Below are 19,769 nucleotides of genomic sequence, written 5' to 3' on the forward strand. Positions count from 1 at the left end.
CATCAGTGTAGAGAAATCAGCCCAAGGCTAAGAGATGAATGACTTCAGCACGAAGCCATTATTGTGAAAGATTATTGCGGTTTTCCGCTGCCACTATTTTTGTGGGTATGGTTAGCCAATGAGACTGTGCCCGCCTTAACATCGCCATCAGTGGAAATAGAGCCACCCGTTTGAGTAACATTGCCACTAAAGGTCGCACCACTACCACCTTGAATAGCCAAGCCACCGTTGCCACTAATTTGTCCTTGTGCGGTTAATTGCGCAGAGGTTGTCAATGTTGGCGTGGTAAAATCCGTCGATTGACTCGCACTCACACGATATTTTTGGCATGTCACTTTGAATTCATTGCAATCAACTTCGATAATGCGTCCTTTTTTGAGCATAATATAGCTGCCACTTTCGTCGTAAATCGCTACCTCGCCTGAGGCTAGTGTTTTGATACGATAGGTGCCATTTTCGCTGGCCACGACCACGCTGTGGCTGGTTTTGCCACCAATAGGAATAATCACCGCTTGTGAACCTGCGGGTGGGCGAGAGGTAAAGCCAAAATGCTGCATAAACTCCACATCTTGCAACGTTTCACCCGCAAGGGCAGAAACTTGCGCTTTTTGAATATCATCATTGGGCTTTATGCGATTTAATGTACCACGAAAGGCCGCACGAATGGTGTCACCCAAGTGTTGTGATTGGTTTTTCATTTGTTGAAGTAATTTTTGCATTATGCCCCCAGTGCGATCAGCTCACGATGTTTTTTACCTTTGCGACCTTTTTTACCTTTGCGTTTACGTGCTTTTTCTGCTTTTGCTGTGTACGCATCAGGTGTCCAAACACCATCTTGTTTAAAACGCAGTTCAGTTTGCGTGCCCGTGGTGCGTGAAAGGGTAAAACGACGCCCCATTAAAAAGAAAATTGCATCAATATCATATTCCTCGCAGATAATATGTACGCGCTGACCTGGTTCCCATAATGTCCCATCTTCTGTTTTATGATCAGGCACGGTTATGGTTAGCGTAAAGCTAGATAATATGCTGTCACTAATATATTTTTTCGCGTGCTTTTTTAGCGCTTCAAGGTTTTCTGCATCGGCGATGACCACAGTCTTCGGCTTATACATCGGCACATCAGGATCACGATAAACCCACTTTAAATCATTTTTATTTTTATCTCCTGTGCGTCCATGTCGTTGCGCTAAAAACGTGACCTCACTGTAACGTTGTGAAATATCAAACGTCAGCTGCGCATCCGAAAAGTTATTACGCTTGCCATCCTTGGTGCAGCACAGTGTTGCCACGGGTGGCGTCGCGTAGTCCGCACCGCCAACAATTAACGTGCCATCAGGTGAAAACCAACAGTGTAGACCTGCACTGTTGGCACAGCGCATAATCGCCGTCCACGCATTTTCGCCCACATCAATATCGACTTTATCAAGCACAGGGTCGTTCTCTGCTTGCAACCGCACTTTATCAATGCCAAGAGGCTGCACAATGCGCTTAACTGCCCCGAGCACCGTCATCCCTTTCACATTGGTGATTGGTGCTGAACAGTCTAATAAAATGGACGCTTTATCTCGCCCGTTAAGGTTAAAAGTGCGGTTACCTTTGCTGATAGTATGGCGTGTGGTGTCCACAATGCCTGATAGCACCACTTGCCCATTAATGAGTACCTTCGCCGTTTTACCCGAAAAATCAGGAATAATCGTATCCTGTGAAGGCGTGCCAATCTCAAAGCTAAACGCGTCGGCAGGGATTAAAAAATCACTATCAATGTCATAGCGTTTCCAATGCGTATGGCGTTTACCATCAACTTCGACCGCAATTTCATTAAAGAACGGCGGATTATTTTGCATAGCCATTAATCAACACTCCTCGGGCAATAAAATTCGGGTGATCAATATGGGGATTTAACCGCAATAGCTCATCGGCACGGCGATAATCATGATAAAAATAGTGAGCCACTTGATGAAGGGTGCCGCTCAATGGGCTTTCGCGTACAGTCAGTGGCGGTTTTTGGTTGATCATCGCAATGGCTAATTGTTGAGTACGATGCGCTGCATTGCGCAAGCTTTCTTGTAATTGATGACTACGGCTATAAAGTGCGGTATTAGGTGCATCGACGAGCGCGACTTGCTCAACTTGATGCACGTATTCACGCACCCGTGAAAGTGCAATAGCTAAATGCGCTCTCACTTTTGCATTCATTTGCTCAATTTCTCTTGGGGTGAGCTCCTCACTGTGTTTTTCTAGCAGCATAACCGCCACTTGGTTGATGGCTAACGCACCAATCGCATGAAATACTACGCGAATAGGTTGGACATCTCGTTCGCTGAGCAAAGACGTTAGGGCTTTTTGACGCGCTAACGAGTGATAACCTTGCGGCGTTTTGCCTTGCGCTACCGCATTCGGTATGGCATAAACTTGCTTGCCAATACGTTCAACCTCATCAAAACGAGAGAGAATAGCAATATCATCTAGTGCAGCCTGCGCCTGTAGATGTGACACAACGGCTTGCGTGATTTGCGTCATCACATGTTGGGAATGCGCGCCAAACGTACTGGCGGTGACAGATGATGGTAAACGGAACAGCGAATTGCCACCCTCTACCAATGACATAATATGTTGCGCACAGCCCGTTAACGCGCCCCATGCGCCCAAAAGCCGTGATTTGGCGTCATAAACGGCACTCACGACTGACATCATATCACCAAAAAAGAGCATGGTCGTATCAATGGCATCTTCTAACTGGTTGAGTAGATTGTCCAATATGGACAGATAATGAGCAGCAAATGAAAAAATCGGTTTCATCGGCGTAGCTTGCTTAAAACTCAAATCTAGCGCAACGTAGTCCACATTATCGGCCTCATGGCGAAAGCTGGCAGAATAACAAATCATATCCTGCATGCGGCCACGCACAGGGTGCATGAGCACATCACCGCCTGATTTTTGTAACACCTCAAGGAATTTTTTAAAGCGCGTGTAGTAGCCTGCACCATAAAAAATAGCTTGCAGTTTGACCACGGGTGAATTGATACCCATATCCTCTAAATCTGCGCCATTCACAAAAGGATAGCCGTGCTCTACGATAGCACGATCAAAACTATCATCGACACTCAGTACATCAAAGCGCACGCCACGGTATGACGCTTGCTGTATTGGCATTGTCCAACCCATTATTACCCCCGATTAAATTCTGTCACCGCTTTTTGCTCCACATGCTCATACAGCACGCGCCCATCTAATTCGATTTTATTAGTGAGATGAATAACTTGTTTTTGTGTCTGTAGCGCTTTTTCAAGTGATTGGCTTACGACTTGACCGACTTGCTGAATATCAGCACTTAAATTGACAGGTTGTCCCGTTTGCTTTTCAATAAACTCACGTAGTAGCTGCGCATTCTCATTCTTATCCCCAAATGCGGTTGAAAAGCGCATTGAGAGAGGAATATCAACATTATGCTGTTGAGCATAATCCATAAGTGCTGCACGTTGAGGATTCGCATTACGGATGGCATTATCACGCATAGTGCGTTTAGCTTGATTCAAATCCGATTGAACATAGCTCTGAGCTGCTGCAGTTGCCGCAAATGTTGCTAACGGCAAAAATCCTACACTACTCGCATTTGCTGCTGCACCTGCACCAGCCGCACCTGCACCCACGGTGCCAGCTATACCGCCTGCGCCTTTACCAAAAGAATTCATAACTGACATCGTGGCTAATGCAGCCCCAAAGGTGTAAACAGCATCTTTTGCCCCCACAAGGAATTGCGTTAACTCAGGATATTGTTTACCGTAGGTTGAGAGTGTAGATGTCACGTCTCCTAATTGTTTGTTAAAAGCCTTCATATTATCGAATTCAGAGAATTCAACCGTATTTTTGAGATCTTGAGTCTTATACTCAGCTGTCGAGCTGATGACTTGATGCGATGTTTCAACTGCACCGTCAGCATTATGCACACTATCTTTTACTTCATTGCCCAGTTTTTTATTATTTCTCATTCCAAGCAAGGCCATTAGAGCTTGCCTATCGGAAATGACTTGCCCTACAGCAGTACCCTCTACAAGCGTGGCCATCTCTTCTAATAGTTTTTTCTGGTCTTCTTTTTTGGCTTTACCTAACTTTGATTTTAGTTGCTGATACCGCTTGTCATTACTCACCACATCATCAATGATTTGAGAAAATGCATCGAGTGAGTTCATGCCTTTATTTTTGTAGTTCTGCATTGAACCAATCAGATCGATGCCAACTGTTTTACCCGTTTTGGGGTCAATATAATCCAACTTTGAAAAACGCTGATTAGTTTCTTTAGACGTGATTTTAGCCAGTAAATTAACAAGATTATTACCAGCCTCATCAGATGTCCCCGCTGTAACCCTTGCTTGCTGATTAGCAACTAGCAAGGCTTCAAACCCGCTCATACCACTAAGTCCTGCTTGTTGTGCTGCCGCCATTTGTTGCGGAAGCCAACGAGCCATATCAGATAGCTCAAAATTACCTGCCTGACCTGCAGCAACAGCTTTATCAAGAACAGCACCAATCTGATTTTCATCAATGCCCATTTGCTGCATTGCTGAAATGGCAATTCTTGCAATATCATCAGTGCTTGCACCTGTTGCAACGGAAGCTTTTTGTAGTGTTGGAAGTAGATTCATGGCTGTCTTGGTTTCTACAGCACCAGATGCGAGCATAGTATCTAATGCACTCAAAGCATTTTCTTTAGTGCCTCCACCAATACTAACGGCATTTCGAATGGCCTGATCAAGTTCATTCATGCCAGCAACTCGCCCATTGGCATCACGCTCGGAAAAAGCAGTATTAGAGGCCATGGCCAATTGATTTTCATAACTCATGGCTTTTTGGCTTTTATCACGCAATGCCATAGTACCCACTGCCAGCCCCGCACCGACACTCATGACGCCACGACCGATATTGGCAAAACGTGTTGTTTTAAAACCATCAAGTTCTCTATTCAGAGAGGATATTTGTTTTTGTGCGGCTCTAGCTTCTTTTGCCAGTGCCTGACTAGATAGCATGCCACTATTTTTTAGTCGTTCGTAGGCATTACGAGTTTGTTCAATTTCACGCTGAATGCTGTTTTCACTACGAACACCTAGAATTTCACGAGTCCGTATAGCTTCTCTGATTGTACGATAACTTTGTTCTGTCACTCGCGCGGTTTTTTGCACGCCTTGTTGCGCTTTCAACTCGCTTTTTTGCGATTGCTGTTCAATTTCTTGGGTGGACTTTTTGACTTTGTCTTTAATAGACGACATTGCCTTGCTGACAAAATCTTTTGCCCTCACCTCTAATGCAATTTTAAATCTGCTTGCCATGTTAAACCTCGTTTAAGTCGCCTTTAAAAATACGAAAAAAGGGCATTTAGCCCCTTTTTCTGCGCTGTAACCTGTAGTGTGTGCTACTCCCCCGTTGCCGCTGTGTTTTAATGCCTTGGCTTTCAAGCCAGCTTTGTGTCCATGCGTAGATTTCCAACGTGGACATTCTCTGCACATCTTGCTCGCCAAAGCCCATTTTATTCAGCAAAATCACCGCACGTCGGTAATCGGCATAAACTGCACCTAGGCTGGGGCGTCGACTGGATTCGGCAGGGCTGGGCTTGCCGAATCGTGCGAACGCTTTTTTCGCAAGACAGTCAATGCGTCAATCACCACGGTGTAGTCATAAGCCAGCAAATTATCGAGCAAAAACTCAGGTGTCAGCACAGATTGCGGAATACCTTCAATCTCCAGTTGCTGACCCAAATAACTTAGATCTTCCAGCATTTTCTCTTCGCTCGTTAATGGGCGATCTTCAATGCCCAACAAGCCAATGGATTCCATCACGTCGAATGCCTTGCAGCGCCCACGTAACGTCAACAGACTCAAGCTAAAAGCAAAGTGCGGTTTGCCTTGATACATCACGCCATGGGTCAGGGTGCCTTTTTCTACTAAGTCCATTATTCAGTCACCTCTTTCAGTGCGTTCATGGAAATATCAATCACCGCTTCATTGTCCACAGTGTATTTCTCGCCCACCTGTGTGGTGAAACAGCCCAAATAGCTGGTACGTTTGTCGTCCTGGCCCAATGGGTAAATGGTGATTTTGGCATCCTCAATCGCGCCCCAATCAACTTCAGTGCCATCAATTGGCATAGCCGCTGTCAATTGAATTTCCCACGTGGCAATGCCTTTGGCAAAACCACGCGCTTGCCCCTCTGAGTTCATGGTTTTCACCAATTTACGCCCCGTGGCTTTGGTGACAGTTAAATCCGTAATTTCAATCTCGTTGCCGTCCACTTCAAGAACGGCAGAGCCTGCATATTTCTCTGCCATAGGTCACTCCTTATAAAATCAAGTTAATACGGTTTGCCACCACATGCAAGCCATTCACAACATCGGTTGGAATCTCGCAATCAAGACGGTTCGGGTCTTGCAAATTGCGCACCACCAGCAATTTTGCTTTATGATCATCGACGTTTTCGACAATTTCCAACGCAGAGAGCTTGTACAACACGTCCAAAATCTCCGACCGCACTTTGGGTGGCGTGCGTGAGCTGAGTTTGGCACGTGGGAATCGCAACTCTAAGCGTTGTTCAACTGCTTTGCGTACATAATCAAGGGTGCGAATGGTGGTCAAATCCAAATAGCTTGGGTCATCGGTATTCGTTGCGGATTTGGTGTAAGTCGTAATCGCACGCACAATCTGCACTCGGTGATTGACTACAGTAAGCGGGGTCAGTCCGTGATATAACGCTTGATTGACTTCACTGAGCAGTGGATTTTGGCTGGCATCCACTTCGCTCAAGCCTTTAACTTCCAGCGTATTGAGTGGGCGCGCTGGGTCTTCTTCACTGGCAATCACCGCGCCGTATCCCGCTGCAATCAAAGCATTAGGCTCAACGCAGCCTTTATACCAGCCGACAGTCACGCGGTTACCATTGATTTTTTCGGCGTAAGTTGTGCCTGTTGACATTGTTCCGCGCCATCCCAACACACCAATACCTGGCTTTTTCTCCAGTGGGCTGGAGACAGTATCAAGGTGCTCACGCAAGGCTTTGGCATTTTTATCATCAGCAAAAGGGGAGATGATAATGTGATATTGCTTACCCGCCACAGACGCTAACGCTTTCGCCAAATCCGCATTCTGTGCGCCAGAGCTAAAGGCACTGGCCTCAAGAGTAATGTCAGGCGTGCTGTTGCTGACACTCAAGCTGATTTCATTGCCAATTTCCCCTTTGCATTTTGCAGTCAAGTTCACAGTTTTACTGGAAACTTGCGCACTCACAGGGCAAATATCGCTGGCATTGATCACCGCTTTTAATCGTTCTGCTACCGCAGTGTCTGCTTCTTTAGCCGCAACCGCAATGGCATACTCGACGCCCGCAATCACCACTTTCATCACACCTGCACTTGATGCCGTGCCAGCAAGGGTTAAGGTGGCAGTGGCTGCCACACCTGATGAGTTATCTTTCAACCCCATCACCGAGAGGCGAATAAACGGGTTGTTTGCAATCGCCATGCGCGTCATCAAATGCGCCCATGAACCTGCACCAAAGCGATTTTTGGCATCAACATCTGAAAACACACGCTCAGGTTCGGTAAAGTCCGCCGTACTTTCCACCGACATTGGTGCAACAATTAACACCTCTTGTTCATTGGTCGGCAATGTGGTTACTGCACCTTTGGCATTGTATTCTGTAAATACACCTGGTCGGCGAATACTCCCTGGGATTTGGTCAAATTCGATATGGGTGTCAGCCATTTTCTACCTCACTGTTTCTACGATTAGACTTCACTTCAATTAAATCGCCATCTGCAATACGACGCAGGTAATATGGCGTTTCGTCCACGTCCACCGCACTTTGTTCAATAAAGTGGTGTGGGCGGTGCTCAAAGGGCACTTTCACCCCTTTGGCGGCTTTCACTTTCATGTTTTCTCCTTGGTTTCAATCTCAAACGGCACTTGGGCTGCATTGGTTGGGTCAAACAGTTTGCCTTCAAGTGTCCTCAACTCGGCGTCAGGTGCTGAGAGTTTGCCTTGATAGCGGTTGAACAGATAATCAGGGCTATTAATATCCGCTGTTGGCTCTGGGAATTTGCCATCGTCCAAAAAGTCTGATTGTGAGTAACGAATATCAAATTCAATGGCATAAGCCGTTAATGCTGAATTTTGCACAGGCGCTTGATTGAATAACGCTCGCACCTCGGCAATTTCAATCGGCTCAACCAATTGCCCCAGTGTTTGGTTGATGAGCAAACGCTTTACTGCACTGATTAACTGATTTGCGCCAATCTCGCGTTCAGTCACGCCACCGTGACGACCTGCTTTTTCACTTCGTAATGAGCGCACCAATACAATCACGATAAATTTATCGCTGGCTTTAATGCGATAACTACGCGCTGACACACCCATGCGCTCAAAGCGCGAGCCACCATAAGTCACTAACACTGCAGGCAAGTTCAGTAGATTCAATTTAGGGTCATCTAGCTCACCACCATAACTTTCTACACGGCGAGCCAACTTACCCAACCCAAGCTGCAAGCGCTCAACCAGCGCATTTTCAATACGGCTTATCACGGCTAAATACCCTTGAGTTACCATTGACAAACTGCACGCCATTAGCGAGCGCATCACTGGCATTATCAACATCATCCTCAAGCCCGAGAGAGACTTTGCCACTGGCAATATCGTCAAGCTCTTTAAGGCTTAATTTATAACGTGCGATAATTTCATCCGTGATGGTCACCCCTGACATACTGCACAGGCGATAACGCGCTAAGTCACAACAAATGCGAGTGAGATTGCGCGGAATGGTTTTAAGTGGCAGGCGATAACGCCCCGCCAGCGCACCATCAATTTGGCTACTACTGTCATCAAGTGCGATTTGCAGTACGGACTCATTGACCTCACCGTTGCCCTCGCGGTCGGTTAACTCAATGCTTTGCACCTCACCAACCCGAATCACAAAATCACTCACACTGGCGTACATCACTTACTCCTTGGTGATAAACTCAACCGTCAACCATGGGTCTTGGGTCAAGGCCTCAATATCACGCGCACTGAGTTGGTCAAGCGCAATTTCAACCGTACTTTGCTTATTAAAGCGATACCCCGCGCGGCCATAGCTTTCTTGTGGGTGAATGGCTTTCAACAATACCGACACACCAACAGCTTCCACCTCACTAACCGCACTTTGGTCTTCTGCAACCGCACTTTCAACCTCAACGGCTGAGGACTCTAATACGGTACTTTGTTGCTTTTTCACTTTTGCCATAAAAACTCCTTTAACCTCCCCCACGCGGGTGGGGGAGAGGTGATTATTCGATGATGTAAGGACTCACCATCACTTTCAAACGGCCTTTTAAGGTGTTGGTTGTGCCATTGATGACATCGGCATTGCAGATGTCTAACGCCGCTTTCTCAAGGCTTGGTGGAACAAGCAATACGTTCGGGCGAATGTTCAAGAATGCACCACCGTCCGCTTTCAATGTGGTCATGATTTCAATAATCTTCATCACATTTTCAGCATTGAGTCTGGTCTCTTTGACTTTGTGCGCTAATTGCCAAAATGCAAAACCTGCTGTACAGCGGTAACGCGCGCCCCAAAGGTATTTATCTTCCATAAATACTGTGTCGGACTTAGACGGGTCAAATTTCGCTTCAAATTCAGGTTTGGTGCGCTCTTGGAAAATCAGTGGCTTAATCACATTTGTGGTATCCATCAAATACCAAGACTTCTCACCGCTATCTGAACCTGTAGTCAAGTTAACTTGGTTTGTTCCAGAACTTGTGCCATCAACGTTTTGATAGTACGGATGGTCTGTGTCAAAGAAGTTTTGGCCGTCATAGCACAGGGTGGATTCACCCGCTTTGAGTAAGCCAAACACCAATTCGTCAGGCAACTCAGCGGCGGCTTGTCCCATTTGCGCCATCATCGGGCGGAACAAGCCAACTTGGTCATCTTCCACATCGGTGCGTGGTACGGACACGGTTGCCTCGTACTTTTTGTTTTCAAGGCTAATGCCTTGGGCTTGCATTTCTTTAATCGTCCGTTTTGATGTCCATTCCACCAGTTTCGGGAAAGCACTCATAAAGCCATAGGTGTTCACCTTGGTATTAGACGAAATCGGCATCGCCAACGCGCGCCATTGCGGATCAATGTGTTTTAAACCGCCGTTAAACTCTGCACGAAAAGCGGCGTCTAACGCTTTCAACACTTCTGATTTTTTAAATCCAGCCATAAATTATGCTCCAGTAGGTAAGATTGCTTGAAATTCTGCGTCGGTCATGCCTAGCATTTTGGCGGCCGCACGCTGCTCTTCTGACAAAGCGACTTTGTCAGCTTCATTCGGGTTTTTGCCCTCGGATTGCGATTGAGTGAATGCCGCAGGGGCGGTGGCTTGCAAGTATTCAGAAAGTGCGGTGGCATCTTTTGCACCGAGCTTTTCAGCCCACGCTTTCTGCGCTGGCAACAAGCGTCCCTCTGACAAAGCCACGTCAATCATATTTTTTACTTTGTCAGCGTTGACTTCGCTTTGCAGCTTATTGAGCTGTGCTTGCACGGCTTGCAACTCGGAAAGTGCAACATATTCTTTCGGATCAGGTGCTTTTTCACTTAATGCCACCACATCGGCATTGGCTTTTTCCAAACGGCCATAAACATCAGTAATAGCCACGCCGCTTTTTTCTTGCTGATTACTCAATGCAACCAACTTTTCTTTCAATGCGTCTTCACTTGCCGCAGGCAGGTTAAAGAGCTTTTTCAATAGTTCTAACATAGGATTTCCTTTTGCTTGGTTTACCAAATCAGAGGCTGCAATCGCTTCTTCCAGTTCATGGAGTGCAGGGCGGTTGGTCAGTGCGGCATTAATCACCCGAATCACTTGGCCGCTTTTATCGGCTAAAAAATAGGGTGAAATATAGCGATATTCTTTTTGCTTGATATGCGCGGACGCTTTCGTTGTCCAACTCACATCAGCAAACAAGCCTTTACCACTGATATATTCCGCATGCTCAATCCAACCTGCAGCAATATTGCCTTGCCCGTTTTTATCCAGCCATAATGTTTGATGCTCATAGTCCACCATCATTTTGACTTTGCGTGCATTGATTTCCTCGGCTAACGCATAGCCATTAGAGTCATCTACATACCAGCCCTCCTTACTGCGCCCATCAGCGGGATAAAACCGTCCATACGGGAACAACTGAATGCGCCCATTGGGGACAATTTCAAAACTCAATGCGACGGGGGTTAATGACATAAAAAACTCCTTAAAACGAAATGTCAGGGCTAGAATAGGTGAAAAAACACACGCACAAGGGGTGAAGGACTTCAGCACGACAATTTAGGAAAGATTTTTGAAGGAAAGGAATAAGGAGCAACCCATCAAGCAAGACCCTTTTTAAAACGTTTTAAACCGCTTTTAAATCGTTTTAAAAACCACTCACCCGACCCATTGCCCCAATTCAGAGAAAAACGCCCCTACGGGCGTAATATTGGCTATTTGAGGATTTTGCGGAAATAGGCTTGCACATCATCAAGCAAGTCTTGCTCATCCCTTGGTGTCAAAGTCATAAAGGGGCGGGCTGGAATGGTGCTACCAGGGTGATTGACCGCACTATATACGCCACCGCCAAAAGCCAGTGCCTTTTTAAATACAGGTTTAATTTGGTGTGGTGCGGTTTTGCCACCAAAATGATGAATGGCTGCATAAGGCACATTAGTACCAACAATGGCCTCATTGTTATCCCATGAGGCTTGAATCGAATTGCGCAAATTACCTGTATCAATCAAGGGTTGACCATTAGGGCGAGATTTTACGCCTAACCATTTTGGGCGACCGCCAGCAATAAAGTTCTTATCAACCGCTTTTTGCATTGTGCCCGCCAGCTTGCGCATTAAGGGAGCGTTGTAATGGGTTTTCTTTGCCAATTCCTCTAATGCCTTGATAAGCTCGGCTTCGTTGTTGACTTTAATTTCTATCATTAAACACGCACTCCTGCTTCTGTTGCAATTTTAAACGATTGTGTTACCATCAAAGTGCCACTAGAAAAGCGATGAATTCTGCTGATCGCAGCCTACTTGAGGTCGGCTCAAGTGTCTGAGAGCGTGTGGGGCTTCGCAGTACCCCCTAGTGGCAAACTAGACGGTTGTCAGAAAAGCGGTGAATCTCCCTGCCGCAGCCTATCTAAGATGGCTTGTCCTGCTTAGATGTCCGAGAGCGTGTGTAAGTGACCGGGAGCCTTACCTGATAACCGTCCATTTTTTAGCTAATTTATCTATTTCAGCTTGCCCTATTCCTCTCATTGAGGTTAAAAATAATTCTTTCTTTTTTGAAACATATTTAATAACCACGATATATTTTCTATTGTCAATTCGCTTAATAAAAATCAAATTATTGTTCTTATCTTTGAATAAATCATCGGGTTGATTTATCACGTCAGGCAAAACAGCATATTGTTCTAATGTAAAATTAGGGTCACCTAATCGACTATTAAACTGCTTAATCAAGGTATCATCTGACAACCACACCGTACCCTTTTTAATTCCCAATACATTGCGCTTTTCTTGGCTGATAATACCTGCCGCAAACATATATTCTTGCCGTAGATGATTGCGAATGGCCACCATTTGCTCGGCATTGGCTTTATCCTTGATGCCGAGTTTTGCTTTTTGTTCCACTAATTCTTGCTCAAACTGGGCATAATTTAATTGAAAAGCCTTGCCCCCCATCTCCCTTTTAGCAAATTGATGTGCCAGTGCTTCAGGGTAGAGGTCTAAATTCGGGCGATAAACCGTGCGACCAATATTGCGATCAAAACCACGATCAGCCATCACATAGTGATCATCACTCACCTTAAAGGCGGTGGTTTGCTCGCGGGTGGTCGCATTGACTTGACGTGTGTGCTCTACCAAATCGTCTTCGCCATTGCGTACAATTAAGTTATCTCGCGCAATATCCCTAGGTGCAAGCGCAATCACCGAGCAACGGCAGTTAAAGCCATTGGGCGGATAAAACGTATCCCAAAACGGGTCATCATAGCGATAGACCAGCCCATTCATGGCGCTATGGCTTGGACGGGTGCGGTTATCATTGACGGCGGTATATTGCCAATAAGGTCGACTATCAGCATTATCACGCTGTTGTTGATAACGCTGCGCAGAATACGCCGACTGTGTATTGGTGCGATAAATGGTATTGAGTCGCCACGGCGTGCCAAAATGCTCACCCGTTTTGGGGTCGGCGAGTTGATAGCCTTTGTCGTAATAGGCCACCCAGCCTTTGCGCTTAAAATGTGCCAACATCTCTTTTTTCCACTGTCCAAAGGCGATGCCGTTTTCATGCGCATCAATTAAAGACTGATAAATGTCTTTGGTCATCTCAAGGCTGGAAAGGTTGGCAATGCGGGCAGCCTTACCGCGCACCGAGTTGAGCATCGCCACGTCATCCACATCATTAAGCACAGCATATTTACTGCGCAAAAACTCCAGTGCCTTTTCGGGGCGCAGACCAAAGGCGAATTTGACATCAGCGCCGCTCATTGACAGCCCCCAACAACTCAGAGACAAACAACGCTTGCGTTAAATAGCGTTCATGTTCGCGCGTGTCTAATTGCGGGTAGCGTTCACTCAACGCGGCAAACGCCTCCTCATAACTACCACAACGTGCCAAAAGCCCGACCGCACTTTTGACCATTGGGTTGAATTGGGCATTGAAATCAATATCACCCAACGCAGTGTCCACCGCACGGTCGAGTTCGCCTTGCGTGCCGTTTGCCTTGGGCAAAGTTTCACCAGCTGCCACACCACGACACGCGGCACACTGGCAACCGTGTTGCGCGGAAAGTGCGGTTTGCTCGTGTTCACCCTCGCTTTTAAAGCCCATTTGAAGCGGTTTTAAAAGCGCTTCACCATCCGACGCATCAGGGATGCCCAACTTCTCACGCGCCCAATTTTCAGGGATTTGCACGCCAATATTCACCAGCTTTGGTAAGCTCTCGGCAAATTGGCTTAAGTCCTCACGCTCTTTGGTGTCAAACTCAAAGTACGGGATATGTGCGGGGTCAATATTCGGATCAACGTTGACCTGCAAATAGGGCAGAATAATTTGTTGCGTAATGGTTTGTGAAAGCTGCTTGGCGTCGCTCACTAGCAAATCACGCCGCACTTCATTATGCACCCTTCCTAGTGCATTGGTGGAGCTTTTACCGTCCGCACCCGAGGTTAAGGTTTGCCCCAAAATCAAGCGTGCAATAGCTTTTTCACACCAATCCACCATCTGCAAAAACGGGTTGCTGGCGTTACTCATGCTGCTTGCAATGTTGTGCAATTCCACCTGCATGCTTTCAGGCATAATCCCAGCGGCATTGTGGCCAATTTCCGCCAAAGCGCGCAACAGCGTGCGTTTCTCATCAGGGGTGGCACCTGCACCGTATTTACCAATGCGAATTGGCATGCCGTAGAGCTCTAAAAACTCGGCAAAGTCATGCACCGAATAGTGCTTGAACATATAGAGCCAAGCCAACGTACGGTAAAGTCCACCACGTGCAGCTTGTGTTGAGCGGGACTTGTGATAATGCACCACCCAGCTTAATGGGCGTAGTGGCTCGCCGTCTTGATTATCTGGCGTTTTCAATCGCAAGTTGTCGTCTTTATCCCATCTAAACCACGACTGTGGCCGATGAATAAAGCGCGCAGGCAACCATTTATTTTGCTTGTATTGCCACTCAATCTCCAGTGCAGAAAAGCCATGACCCACCGCATCCATACAATCCACCAGCATATCTTCCAGCCCCGTGAGCTGATAGAAATACTGTTCAATCTCTTCACGCAGGGCTTCATCTTTTTCACTGGCATTGAGTGGTGGGGAAATTAACCAATCCAACGTTAAAATAGCGCGCTTACGGGTTTGGATATTGGCGGCAATACCCGCATCACGCTCTTCAATATCTAAAAATAAGTCATGCTGCGCACGGATATCACCGTTTTCAGCCTCTTCTAGCAGCGATTTTAGCTTAGACGGTGTGATGTTTTGACTCGGGTGCTCAGACAAAATGCGCCCCGCTTGCGTGACCATCGCCTCTTGCGTTTGCAAGGTTTCATTGACCGCACTTTTATTGACTACCACACTTTTCTTTGTGTTATTGCGTTTATGTTTCTTCGCCATTATCGACTCCAAATACTGTATAAATCATCGTCTTCATCGTGCTTTTCCAGCTCATCAACACTCATCCATTCAATTTGCCCCACGCCGCTGACGGCATTACGCCACAACATCTCTAGCGCATCAGGCCCATCATCATGATCCGCTTTTGGGAAGTGGCGCAACTGTTCAATTAAGGTCGCTTGGCTGGCATGGAGTAGAATGAGGCCGTTGGCAATGTGTGGCTGCAGGCTTTCAATGCGCAGCATTTTGTCTGTGTTGGGTTTCACGGCACTTGCGGGCACAGGCACGCCACGCTGGGCAGAACGCTTGACCAACTCATCTTTAAAAAACTCTTGAAATTGCACCGTTTCCACAAACCAACGGGTACAGTGATATTGCTGCTGCAAGCGAATGACATCTTCAATCATCAAATCAGGCAGTCGCTTTTTCACCTGGGCTTCAACCACGTACAACTTACCCGTCGCGCGATGATAGCCACCAACTAAAATCGCACTCGGGTCACGGCTTGCACCTGCTTTGCCCATTGATGGGTCAAGTGAGCCAAAATACACTAGTTCGTCGGGCAGCTGCGTCCAATATTGAATTGCGGAGGCAAACACCGCCTCATCGCTTGAAATAGGGTCATTTTGGTATTCACTGTCAAAGGTGCTATGACCATCACGGGCGCGTATTTTCATCAACGTCAACAGTGGGCGAGCCGCCCATGACACCACCGCGCCTTTGTCCATCTCTGCTTGATTGGCGGCATAAAACGCATCCGCCACCGCCTCACCCTCATTGAGATAAAAACCCTCCCATTTATCCCACAACGTCATATTGTCAGGTAGTTTTTTGAGGGCTTTAAATTTTGCACTATGCCACGCCTTGGACTGCAAAGTGCGGTTTAACACACTGTCGTAGTGCAAAATGGTTCCGATATAGACAATATCCAATTTACCGTCGGCACTACCCAGTGGTAATACGGTTTTTTTCAGCCAGCTGTGCAACTTGTCGCGTTGCTCTGGGCTGCGCACTTGCTCGTCATTTTCAATATCATCAAGCACGACCAAATCAGGGCGATAGGCACCATGGCGCAAGCCCCGCAATTTTTTGCCCGAGCCTGCCACCTGCACTTTTTGATTTTGGGCGGTAATGATGGTTGAGGCCTGCCATACGCGCCCTTGTCCCGAACAATCAGGGAAGTCAATGCGCAAGCGTTGATTAAATTCCAGCTCCGCTTTAATCGCCTCCAACATCGGGTAAGCCTGATCAATACTGTCCATCACAATGAGGCAGTAATTTTTCTTGCCCGTGACAAGGCAATAGAGCGTAAAAAGCTGTGACACAATCGTGGATTTCGCCTCCCCCCGCGGTGCCGCTATGGCTTCCAAGCAGCCTTTAGTGGCACGCAGTACTTCAGGCAAGCGAGCGAAAAGGTAGTGGTGCAATTCGGACTTTTCACTTGAGCGGGTGTAGTGCGGAAAGTAGTGCGTAACAAAATACGCAAAGCCATCGGCTTCATCTAGCACACACTCACGGCGTGCGCTCACAGCCTTAGGGCTATCGTCCCAACCATCATAAGCGGCATCAATTTTTTGTTGCAGGCTTTCTCGATACGCACGCAGCTCTTGTAAAAAATCTTTATACTTCATGACATCCTCAATCCATCAGCAGCAATAACAAAATCCACCAGCCCCATTGACCACCATCGCGAGCCGACAAGCAGGCGGCAATCACCACAAGAAACTGACACAGGCTCATTGCTTAAATTCCTTATTCAAGGTTTGCCCAAAGCCATCGAGCAAGTCTAAAAAGTCGCTGAGTAAGTGTGGTTTTTTGGATTGGATATAGTGCCCAAATAACTCAATGGTTTTCATCGCTGTCGCCAGCTCCGACACTTCGGGCAGAATGCGCTTACTGGCAGCCGTCATCTTGGTAAAACTGTCACCCAGCCCACTTAAGAGTTCAGCTTTTTCACTCGGTGACATCTCGGCATTTTCAACTTCATCCATCACCTTGGTGAAGTGCAAAATAAAGCGAGTCAGCAACCCACGCGAGACCTCTTCGGCTTGCCCACCTGCCATCGTGGCCGCCTCGCGCACCATATCCCAGTCATCACCTGCATTCTGCGCTTGTTTTTTCCAACGCCGCGCTGTACCAAAGGACACACCTGCCTTTTCCGCCGATTGTTCAAGCGTGAGCATCTCAAACACATAGTAGCGGCGAACATGCGCCTTCGTTTTCGCATCGTGTGCCATTTAACCTCCAAACTTGGCTTTGATAATTTCAAAACCAACTGTGGTAACTAAGCCGCCTAAGCCCCCCACAGCAAAGGCTTTCAAGCCCAAGCGGTGCATGCGGTGCTCCAGCGCCGATAAACGACTGTCGATGTTGTCCACTTGCTTGCAAACATCATCTAACTTGCGATCAGCTGATTTCGCGAGCATTAAAATTTCCAGCAATGTATCGGCGGTGTTTTGAGTTTGTGTTTGCTTCTTATGTAATCGTGCGGATGTCATTTGTCTGCCTTGTTGTCCAATTTTTGATTAATACTTTTCAACTCATTGCGGATTTCCAGCAACACGGTGTCAAAATGCCCTTGATTGACTTGGGCCAGCTCTTTGGTTTGGTATTTATCACGCACCTCTTTTATCTCGATTTTAAAGTCGTGCAACTCGTCTTTCACCGACTTCAACCAAAAGCCGACAAAGGTGACTGCAATACTGACCACGCCATTGAAAACCCACTCGCCACTAATTTGAAATTCCATCTCCACCTCGACAAATGCGTTCATAGGTTTGGTTATGGCTGAGCACCTGTCGCTTCGTTTCCAACGTGTCTGTACGATGCGGATAAATCAATCCAAAGGCAGCACAACCACTAGGGCGCATCTCTAAAGTAGCCTTTTGACTGCAAGCTGTCATCAACCCCATTGCCGCTAAGGCGACGGCTAGCGGCGTCAATTTGTTTACGTTGTTCAGCATTGTTTAACTCCTTGGCAATAACGGCCTTCTCCGACCGCACTTTTTCAATTTCTTGGCGTTGTTGAGCAATTTTTTTAGCCTGTGCTCGGGCATGGAGATACCCCACAACAAACGTCACGCCAAATGCACCCAATGCGTATAATGACCACATCATTCAGCGTCTCCTTGTTTGGTGGTGCGTTCTTTCAACATCGTCACCACCCCCTTGGAGGCAGGCGAGCCAAACACGCACACAGCGGCGTAGTACCAAAACCAGTCAGACACATAGCTTTTATCCGCCCACACGCCATAGAGAAATGCTGCTGTTAACACAATCCAGCTAAACACTTGGATAAAGCCCGTGGTGCTGGTGCGCCCATCGGCGTTGGTAATGAGTTGCGTTAATTTCATCACACACCCCGAGCACCGAGAGAAAGATAAAGTGCGGTTGCTGCCGTTGGTTTACCTTTGACGCGGTAGCTCCACGCATTTTTGCTATATCGACGTGGGCGTGATTTCCCTTTGGTAGCAGATAAACGAGTAAAGAGTGATTTAAAGCGGTTTAACATGTTCATTCGGCGTACTCCATAATGGTGTGATTAACATGAGGAATAAATCCATCCTCCACCCAGTTTTTGACGTCAAAGCCTGGGCAGATTTTGGGTGAAAATTCACGATGACCGTGCAAGGTCGCGTTCGGGTAGGTATGTTTGAGCTTATCAACCAATTGCTTCAATGCGGCCCATTGTTTTGCAGTAAAACGGTCTGTGCCAACGAGGCAGATGCCAACCGAACCTGTGTTTTGTCCCTTGCAGTGTGCGCCACGTTCACCCACCGCACGGCCTGTTTCCAGTGTGCCGTCGGTATCAATCACAAAGTGATAGCCAATGTATTTCAGCGCGCGATTAAAGCGAATTACGTCATTAGTATTGCGATGAAACAGCCGCTTTTCATGCCATCCGTCGATGATTTGCGCCGCGGTTTTGCCACCACGGGCAAGCCGCACGCCATTGGCTGTGGCAGCGCAGTGAATGATAATCTTGTTGATTTGTGCCATAACATAACCCTACTTCTTGATAAGTAGGGTCATTATGGCGTTGAGAGAATAATGAAAAGAGAGGAAGGGCTTCAGCACTCTCTATCAAAAGAGAGCCGATTGATTGGTTGTGGCCGACGACATTTTTCGCAAAATATCCCAGCCAGCGCGGTCAGACACACCGTATTTGGGGCAAAGCTCCAGCATAGCAAGCCGACCACTCTTGCCATTACTTTCAGTAAGCCAATCAAAATCAGCTTTAAAGCGATAATTGCGCAGCAAACGCAACGCCACCTCACACCGTGGGATATAAACTTGCTCAATATTGAAATATTTGCGCAACGCCACCGCACTTTCACGCCCAACGGCCTCAACTAATTTAGGGAAGTAATATTGCCCGTCGGTAAAACGAAAGGTCGTGCCGCCAAAGGCATTGATCAGCTTTTCCGTATCCACAAAGCCAATCAGCTCAACCATCTCCAGCACCACCTCGGGCAGATAATCTTGCACATCTTTAAGCTCCATAACCCCTCCAGAAACGTCAATTAAAAGGGATTATCAGGGCAAAAAGTCAAAAAGACATACAATTAAACGAAAAAAACCGCACTAAAAAGTGCGGTTCACAACATAGTGCA

Annotated in this window: 25 protein-coding genes; all 25 read right to left on the reverse strand. The window is 47.0% G+C overall.

What is annotated here, in order from left to right; all coding sequences use genetic code 11:
• Positions 1–71: 71 nt before the first annotated feature.
• Positions 72–719, reverse strand: a complete 648-nt coding sequence (locus tag HPC38_RS00955) for a phage baseplate assembly protein V (RefSeq protein ID WP_208119407.1) — start codon at positions 717–719, stop codon at positions 72–74.
• On the reverse strand, positions 719–1,846 hold the full coding sequence (locus HPC38_RS00960) for a phage baseplate assembly protein (protein ID WP_208119470.1): 1,128 nt from the start codon (positions 1,844–1,846) through the stop codon (positions 719–721). Before HPC38_RS00960 ends, HPC38_RS00955 begins: the two co-directional genes overlap by 1 nt.
• Entirely contained in the window at positions 1,836–3,167 is a 1,332-nt protein-coding gene (locus HPC38_RS00965) for a DNA circularization protein (protein ID WP_208119408.1), read from the reverse strand. The genes HPC38_RS00960 and HPC38_RS00965 overlap by 11 nt, the downstream gene beginning before the upstream one ends.
• Positions 3,168–3,169: 2 nt before the next feature.
• On the reverse strand, positions 3,170–5,326 hold the full coding sequence (locus HPC38_RS00970; protein ID WP_235977542.1) for a phage tail tape measure protein: 2,157 nt from the start codon (positions 5,324–5,326) through the stop codon (positions 3,170–3,172).
• A gap of 243 nt (positions 5,327–5,569) precedes the next feature.
• Positions 5,570–5,947 carry a hypothetical protein gene (locus HPC38_RS00975; RefSeq protein ID WP_235977544.1) on the reverse strand — a complete coding sequence of 126 codons (378 nt, stop codon included), beginning with the start codon at positions 5,945–5,947 and terminating at the stop codon, positions 5,570–5,572.
• Positions 5,947–6,321: a phage tail protein gene (locus tag HPC38_RS00980; RefSeq protein ID WP_208119409.1), complete on the reverse strand. Its 375-nt coding sequence runs from the start codon at positions 6,319–6,321 to the stop codon at positions 5,947–5,949. Before HPC38_RS00980 ends, HPC38_RS00975 begins: the two co-directional genes overlap by 1 nt.
• 10 nt (positions 6,322–6,331) lie before the next feature.
• Positions 6,332–7,750: a phage tail sheath subtilisin-like domain-containing protein gene (locus HPC38_RS00985; protein WP_208119410.1), complete on the reverse strand. Its 1,419-nt coding sequence runs from the start codon at positions 7,748–7,750 to the stop codon at positions 6,332–6,334.
• On the reverse strand, positions 7,743–7,919 hold the full coding sequence (locus tag HPC38_RS00990) for a DUF2635 domain-containing protein (RefSeq protein ID WP_208119411.1): 177 nt from the start codon (positions 7,917–7,919) through the stop codon (positions 7,743–7,745). Before HPC38_RS00990 ends, HPC38_RS00985 begins: the two co-directional genes overlap by 8 nt.
• On the reverse strand, positions 7,916–8,590 hold the full coding sequence (locus tag HPC38_RS00995) for a phage protein Gp37 (RefSeq protein WP_235977564.1): 675 nt from the start codon (positions 8,588–8,590) through the stop codon (positions 7,916–7,918). Before HPC38_RS00995 ends, HPC38_RS00990 begins: the two co-directional genes overlap by 4 nt.
• Entirely contained in the window at positions 8,550–8,978 is a 429-nt protein-coding gene (locus HPC38_RS01000; protein ID WP_208119412.1) for a gp436 family protein, read from the reverse strand. Before HPC38_RS01000 ends, HPC38_RS00995 begins: the two co-directional genes overlap by 41 nt.
• A gap of 3 nt (positions 8,979–8,981) precedes the next feature.
• Entirely contained in the window at positions 8,982–9,263 is a 282-nt protein-coding gene (locus HPC38_RS01005) for a hypothetical protein (RefSeq protein WP_235977545.1), read from the reverse strand.
• Between the two features lie 43 nt (positions 9,264–9,306).
• On the reverse strand, positions 9,307–10,230 hold the full coding sequence (locus tag HPC38_RS01010) for a Mu-like prophage major head subunit gpT family protein (protein ID WP_208119413.1): 924 nt from the start codon (positions 10,228–10,230) through the stop codon (positions 9,307–9,309).
• Positions 10,231–10,233: 3 nt separating this feature from the next.
• On the reverse strand, positions 10,234–11,250 hold the full coding sequence (locus HPC38_RS01015) for a phage protease (RefSeq protein WP_208119414.1): 1,017 nt from the start codon (positions 11,248–11,250) through the stop codon (positions 10,234–10,236).
• 239 nt (positions 11,251–11,489) lie between these two features.
• On the reverse strand, positions 11,490–11,975 hold the full coding sequence (locus HPC38_RS01020; RefSeq protein WP_208119415.1) for a phage virion morphogenesis protein: 486 nt from the start codon (positions 11,973–11,975) through the stop codon (positions 11,490–11,492).
• Positions 11,976–12,233: 258 nt separating this feature from the next.
• A complete protein-coding gene (locus tag HPC38_RS01025) occupies positions 12,234–13,532 on the reverse strand; it encodes a phage minor head protein (protein ID WP_208119416.1) in 1,299 nt (432 codons plus the stop codon).
• A complete protein-coding gene (locus tag HPC38_RS01030) occupies positions 13,519–15,156 on the reverse strand; it encodes a DUF935 domain-containing protein (RefSeq protein WP_208119417.1) in 1,638 nt (545 codons plus the stop codon). Before HPC38_RS01030 ends, HPC38_RS01025 begins: the two co-directional genes overlap by 14 nt.
• Positions 15,156–16,787 carry a phage terminase large subunit gene (gene terL / locus HPC38_RS01035; protein WP_208119418.1) on the reverse strand — a complete coding sequence of 544 codons (1,632 nt, stop codon included), beginning with the start codon at positions 16,785–16,787 and terminating at the stop codon, positions 15,156–15,158. The genes HPC38_RS01030 and terL overlap by 1 nt, the downstream gene beginning before the upstream one ends.
• Positions 16,788–16,892: 105 nt before the next feature.
• On the reverse strand, positions 16,893–17,393 hold the full coding sequence (locus tag HPC38_RS01040; RefSeq protein ID WP_208119419.1) for a DUF1804 family protein: 501 nt from the start codon (positions 17,391–17,393) through the stop codon (positions 16,893–16,895).
• Complete coding sequence (locus HPC38_RS01045) at positions 17,394–17,654, reverse strand: hypothetical protein (protein ID WP_208119420.1); 261 nt, start codon at positions 17,652–17,654, stop codon at positions 17,394–17,396.
• Entirely contained in the window at positions 17,651–17,905 is a 255-nt protein-coding gene (locus HPC38_RS01050; protein WP_208119421.1) for a hypothetical protein, read from the reverse strand. The genes HPC38_RS01045 and HPC38_RS01050 overlap by 4 nt, the downstream gene beginning before the upstream one ends.
• A 110-nt stretch (positions 17,906–18,015) precedes the next feature.
• The gene (locus tag HPC38_RS01055; RefSeq protein ID WP_208119422.1) at positions 18,016–18,273 is read right to left on the reverse strand and encodes a DUF2681 domain-containing protein; all 258 of its coding nucleotides are present in this window, start codon (positions 18,271–18,273) and stop codon (positions 18,016–18,018) included.
• Positions 18,270–18,509 carry a DUF2644 domain-containing protein gene (locus HPC38_RS01060; protein WP_208119423.1) on the reverse strand — a complete coding sequence of 80 codons (240 nt, stop codon included), beginning with the start codon at positions 18,507–18,509 and terminating at the stop codon, positions 18,270–18,272. Before HPC38_RS01060 ends, HPC38_RS01055 begins: the two co-directional genes overlap by 4 nt.
• Positions 18,509–18,673, reverse strand: a complete 165-nt coding sequence (locus HPC38_RS01065; RefSeq protein WP_208119477.1) for a hypothetical protein — start codon at positions 18,671–18,673, stop codon at positions 18,509–18,511. Before HPC38_RS01065 ends, HPC38_RS01060 begins: the two co-directional genes overlap by 1 nt.
• On the reverse strand, positions 18,670–19,155 hold the full coding sequence (locus HPC38_RS01070; RefSeq protein WP_208119424.1) for an N-acetylmuramoyl-L-alanine amidase: 486 nt from the start codon (positions 19,153–19,155) through the stop codon (positions 18,670–18,672). Before HPC38_RS01070 ends, HPC38_RS01065 begins: the two co-directional genes overlap by 4 nt.
• Before the next feature lie 84 nt (positions 19,156–19,239).
• The gene (locus HPC38_RS01075; protein ID WP_208119425.1) at positions 19,240–19,659 is read right to left on the reverse strand and encodes a Mor transcription activator family protein; all 420 of its coding nucleotides are present in this window, start codon (positions 19,657–19,659) and stop codon (positions 19,240–19,242) included.
• Positions 19,660–19,769 lie beyond the last annotated feature (110 nt).

The organism is Spirabiliibacterium pneumoniae (assembly GCF_014884995.1).
In the GTDB taxonomy this organism is placed as follows: domain Bacteria; phylum Pseudomonadota; class Gammaproteobacteria; order Enterobacterales; family Pasteurellaceae; genus Spirabiliibacterium; species Spirabiliibacterium pneumoniae.

Bases quoted from the DNA above. Each gene is read 5' to 3' on its own strand.
- terL (WP_208119418.1), bottom strand. From the start codon at position 16,787: ATGAAGTATAAAGATTTTTTACAAGAGCTGCGTGCGTATCGAGAAAGC.
- HPC38_RS01075 (WP_208119425.1), bottom strand. From the start codon at position 19,659: ATGGAGCTTAAAGATGTGCAAGATTATCTGCCCGAGGTGGTGCTGGAG.
- HPC38_RS01045 (WP_208119420.1), bottom strand. From the start codon at position 17,654: ATGACATCCGCACGATTACATAAGAAGCAAACACAAACTCAAAACACC.
- HPC38_RS01055 (WP_208119422.1), bottom strand. From the start codon at position 18,273: ATGATGTGGTCATTATACGCATTGGGTGCATTTGGCGTGACGTTTGTT.
- HPC38_RS01000 (WP_208119412.1), bottom strand. From the start codon at position 8,978: ATGTACGCCAGTGTGAGTGATTTTGTGATTCGGGTTGGTGAGGTGCAA.
- HPC38_RS00985 (WP_208119410.1), bottom strand. From the start codon at position 7,750: ATGGCTGACACCCATATCGAATTTGACCAAATCCCAGGGAGTATTCGC.
- HPC38_RS00975 (WP_235977544.1), bottom strand. From the start codon at position 5,947: ATGGACTTAGTAGAAAAAGGCACCCTGACCCATGGCGTGATGTATCAA.
- HPC38_RS00960 (WP_208119470.1), bottom strand. From the start codon at position 1,846: ATGCAAAATAATCCGCCGTTCTTTAATGAAATTGCGGTCGAAGTTGAT.
- HPC38_RS01010 (WP_208119413.1), bottom strand. From the start codon at position 10,230: ATGGCTGGATTTAAAAAATCAGAAGTGTTGAAAGCGTTAGACGCCGCT.
- HPC38_RS01050 (WP_208119421.1), bottom strand. From the start codon at position 17,905: ATGGAATTTCAAATTAGTGGCGAGTGGGTTTTCAATGGCGTGGTCAGT.
- HPC38_RS00980 (WP_208119409.1), bottom strand. From the start codon at position 6,321: ATGGCAGAGAAATATGCAGGCTCTGCCGTTCTTGAAGTGGACGGCAAC.
- HPC38_RS01025 (WP_208119416.1), bottom strand. From the start codon at position 13,532: ATGAGCGGCGCTGATGTCAAATTCGCCTTTGGTCTGCGCCCCGAAAAG.
- HPC38_RS00995 (WP_235977564.1), bottom strand. From the start codon at position 8,590: ATGGTAACTCAAGGGTATTTAGCCGTGATAAGCCGTATTGAAAATGCG.
- HPC38_RS00990 (WP_208119411.1), bottom strand. From the start codon at position 7,919: ATGAAAGTGAAAGCCGCCAAAGGGGTGAAAGTGCCCTTTGAGCACCGC.
- HPC38_RS01020 (WP_208119415.1), bottom strand. From the start codon at position 11,975: ATGATAGAAATTAAAGTCAACAACGAAGCCGAGCTTATCAAGGCATTA.
- HPC38_RS01005 (WP_235977545.1), bottom strand. From the start codon at position 9,263: ATGGCAAAAGTGAAAAAGCAACAAAGTACCGTATTAGAGTCCTCAGCC.
- HPC38_RS01070 (WP_208119424.1), bottom strand. From the start codon at position 19,155: ATGGCACAAATCAACAAGATTATCATTCACTGCGCTGCCACAGCCAAT.
- HPC38_RS01015 (WP_208119414.1), bottom strand. From the start codon at position 11,250: ATGTCATTAACCCCCGTCGCATTGAGTTTTGAAATTGTCCCCAATGGG.
- HPC38_RS01060 (WP_208119423.1), bottom strand. From the start codon at position 18,509: ATGAAATTAACGCAACTCATTACCAACGCCGATGGGCGCACCAGCACC.
- HPC38_RS00965 (WP_208119408.1), bottom strand. From the start codon at position 3,167: ATGGGTTGGACAATGCCAATACAGCAAGCGTCATACCGTGGCGTGCGC.
- HPC38_RS01030 (WP_208119417.1), bottom strand. From the start codon at position 15,156: ATGGCGAAGAAACATAAACGCAATAACACAAAGAAAAGTGTGGTAGTC.
- HPC38_RS01065 (WP_208119477.1), bottom strand. From the start codon at position 18,673: ATGAACATGTTAAACCGCTTTAAATCACTCTTTACTCGTTTATCTGCT.
- HPC38_RS00970 (WP_235977542.1), bottom strand. From the start codon at position 5,326: ATGGCAAGCAGATTTAAAATTGCATTAGAGGTGAGGGCAAAAGATTTT.
- HPC38_RS01040 (WP_208119419.1), bottom strand. From the start codon at position 17,393: ATGGCACACGATGCGAAAACGAAGGCGCATGTTCGCCGCTACTATGTG.
- HPC38_RS00955 (WP_208119407.1), bottom strand. From the start codon at position 719: ATGCAAAAATTACTTCAACAAATGAAAAACCAATCACAACACTTGGGT.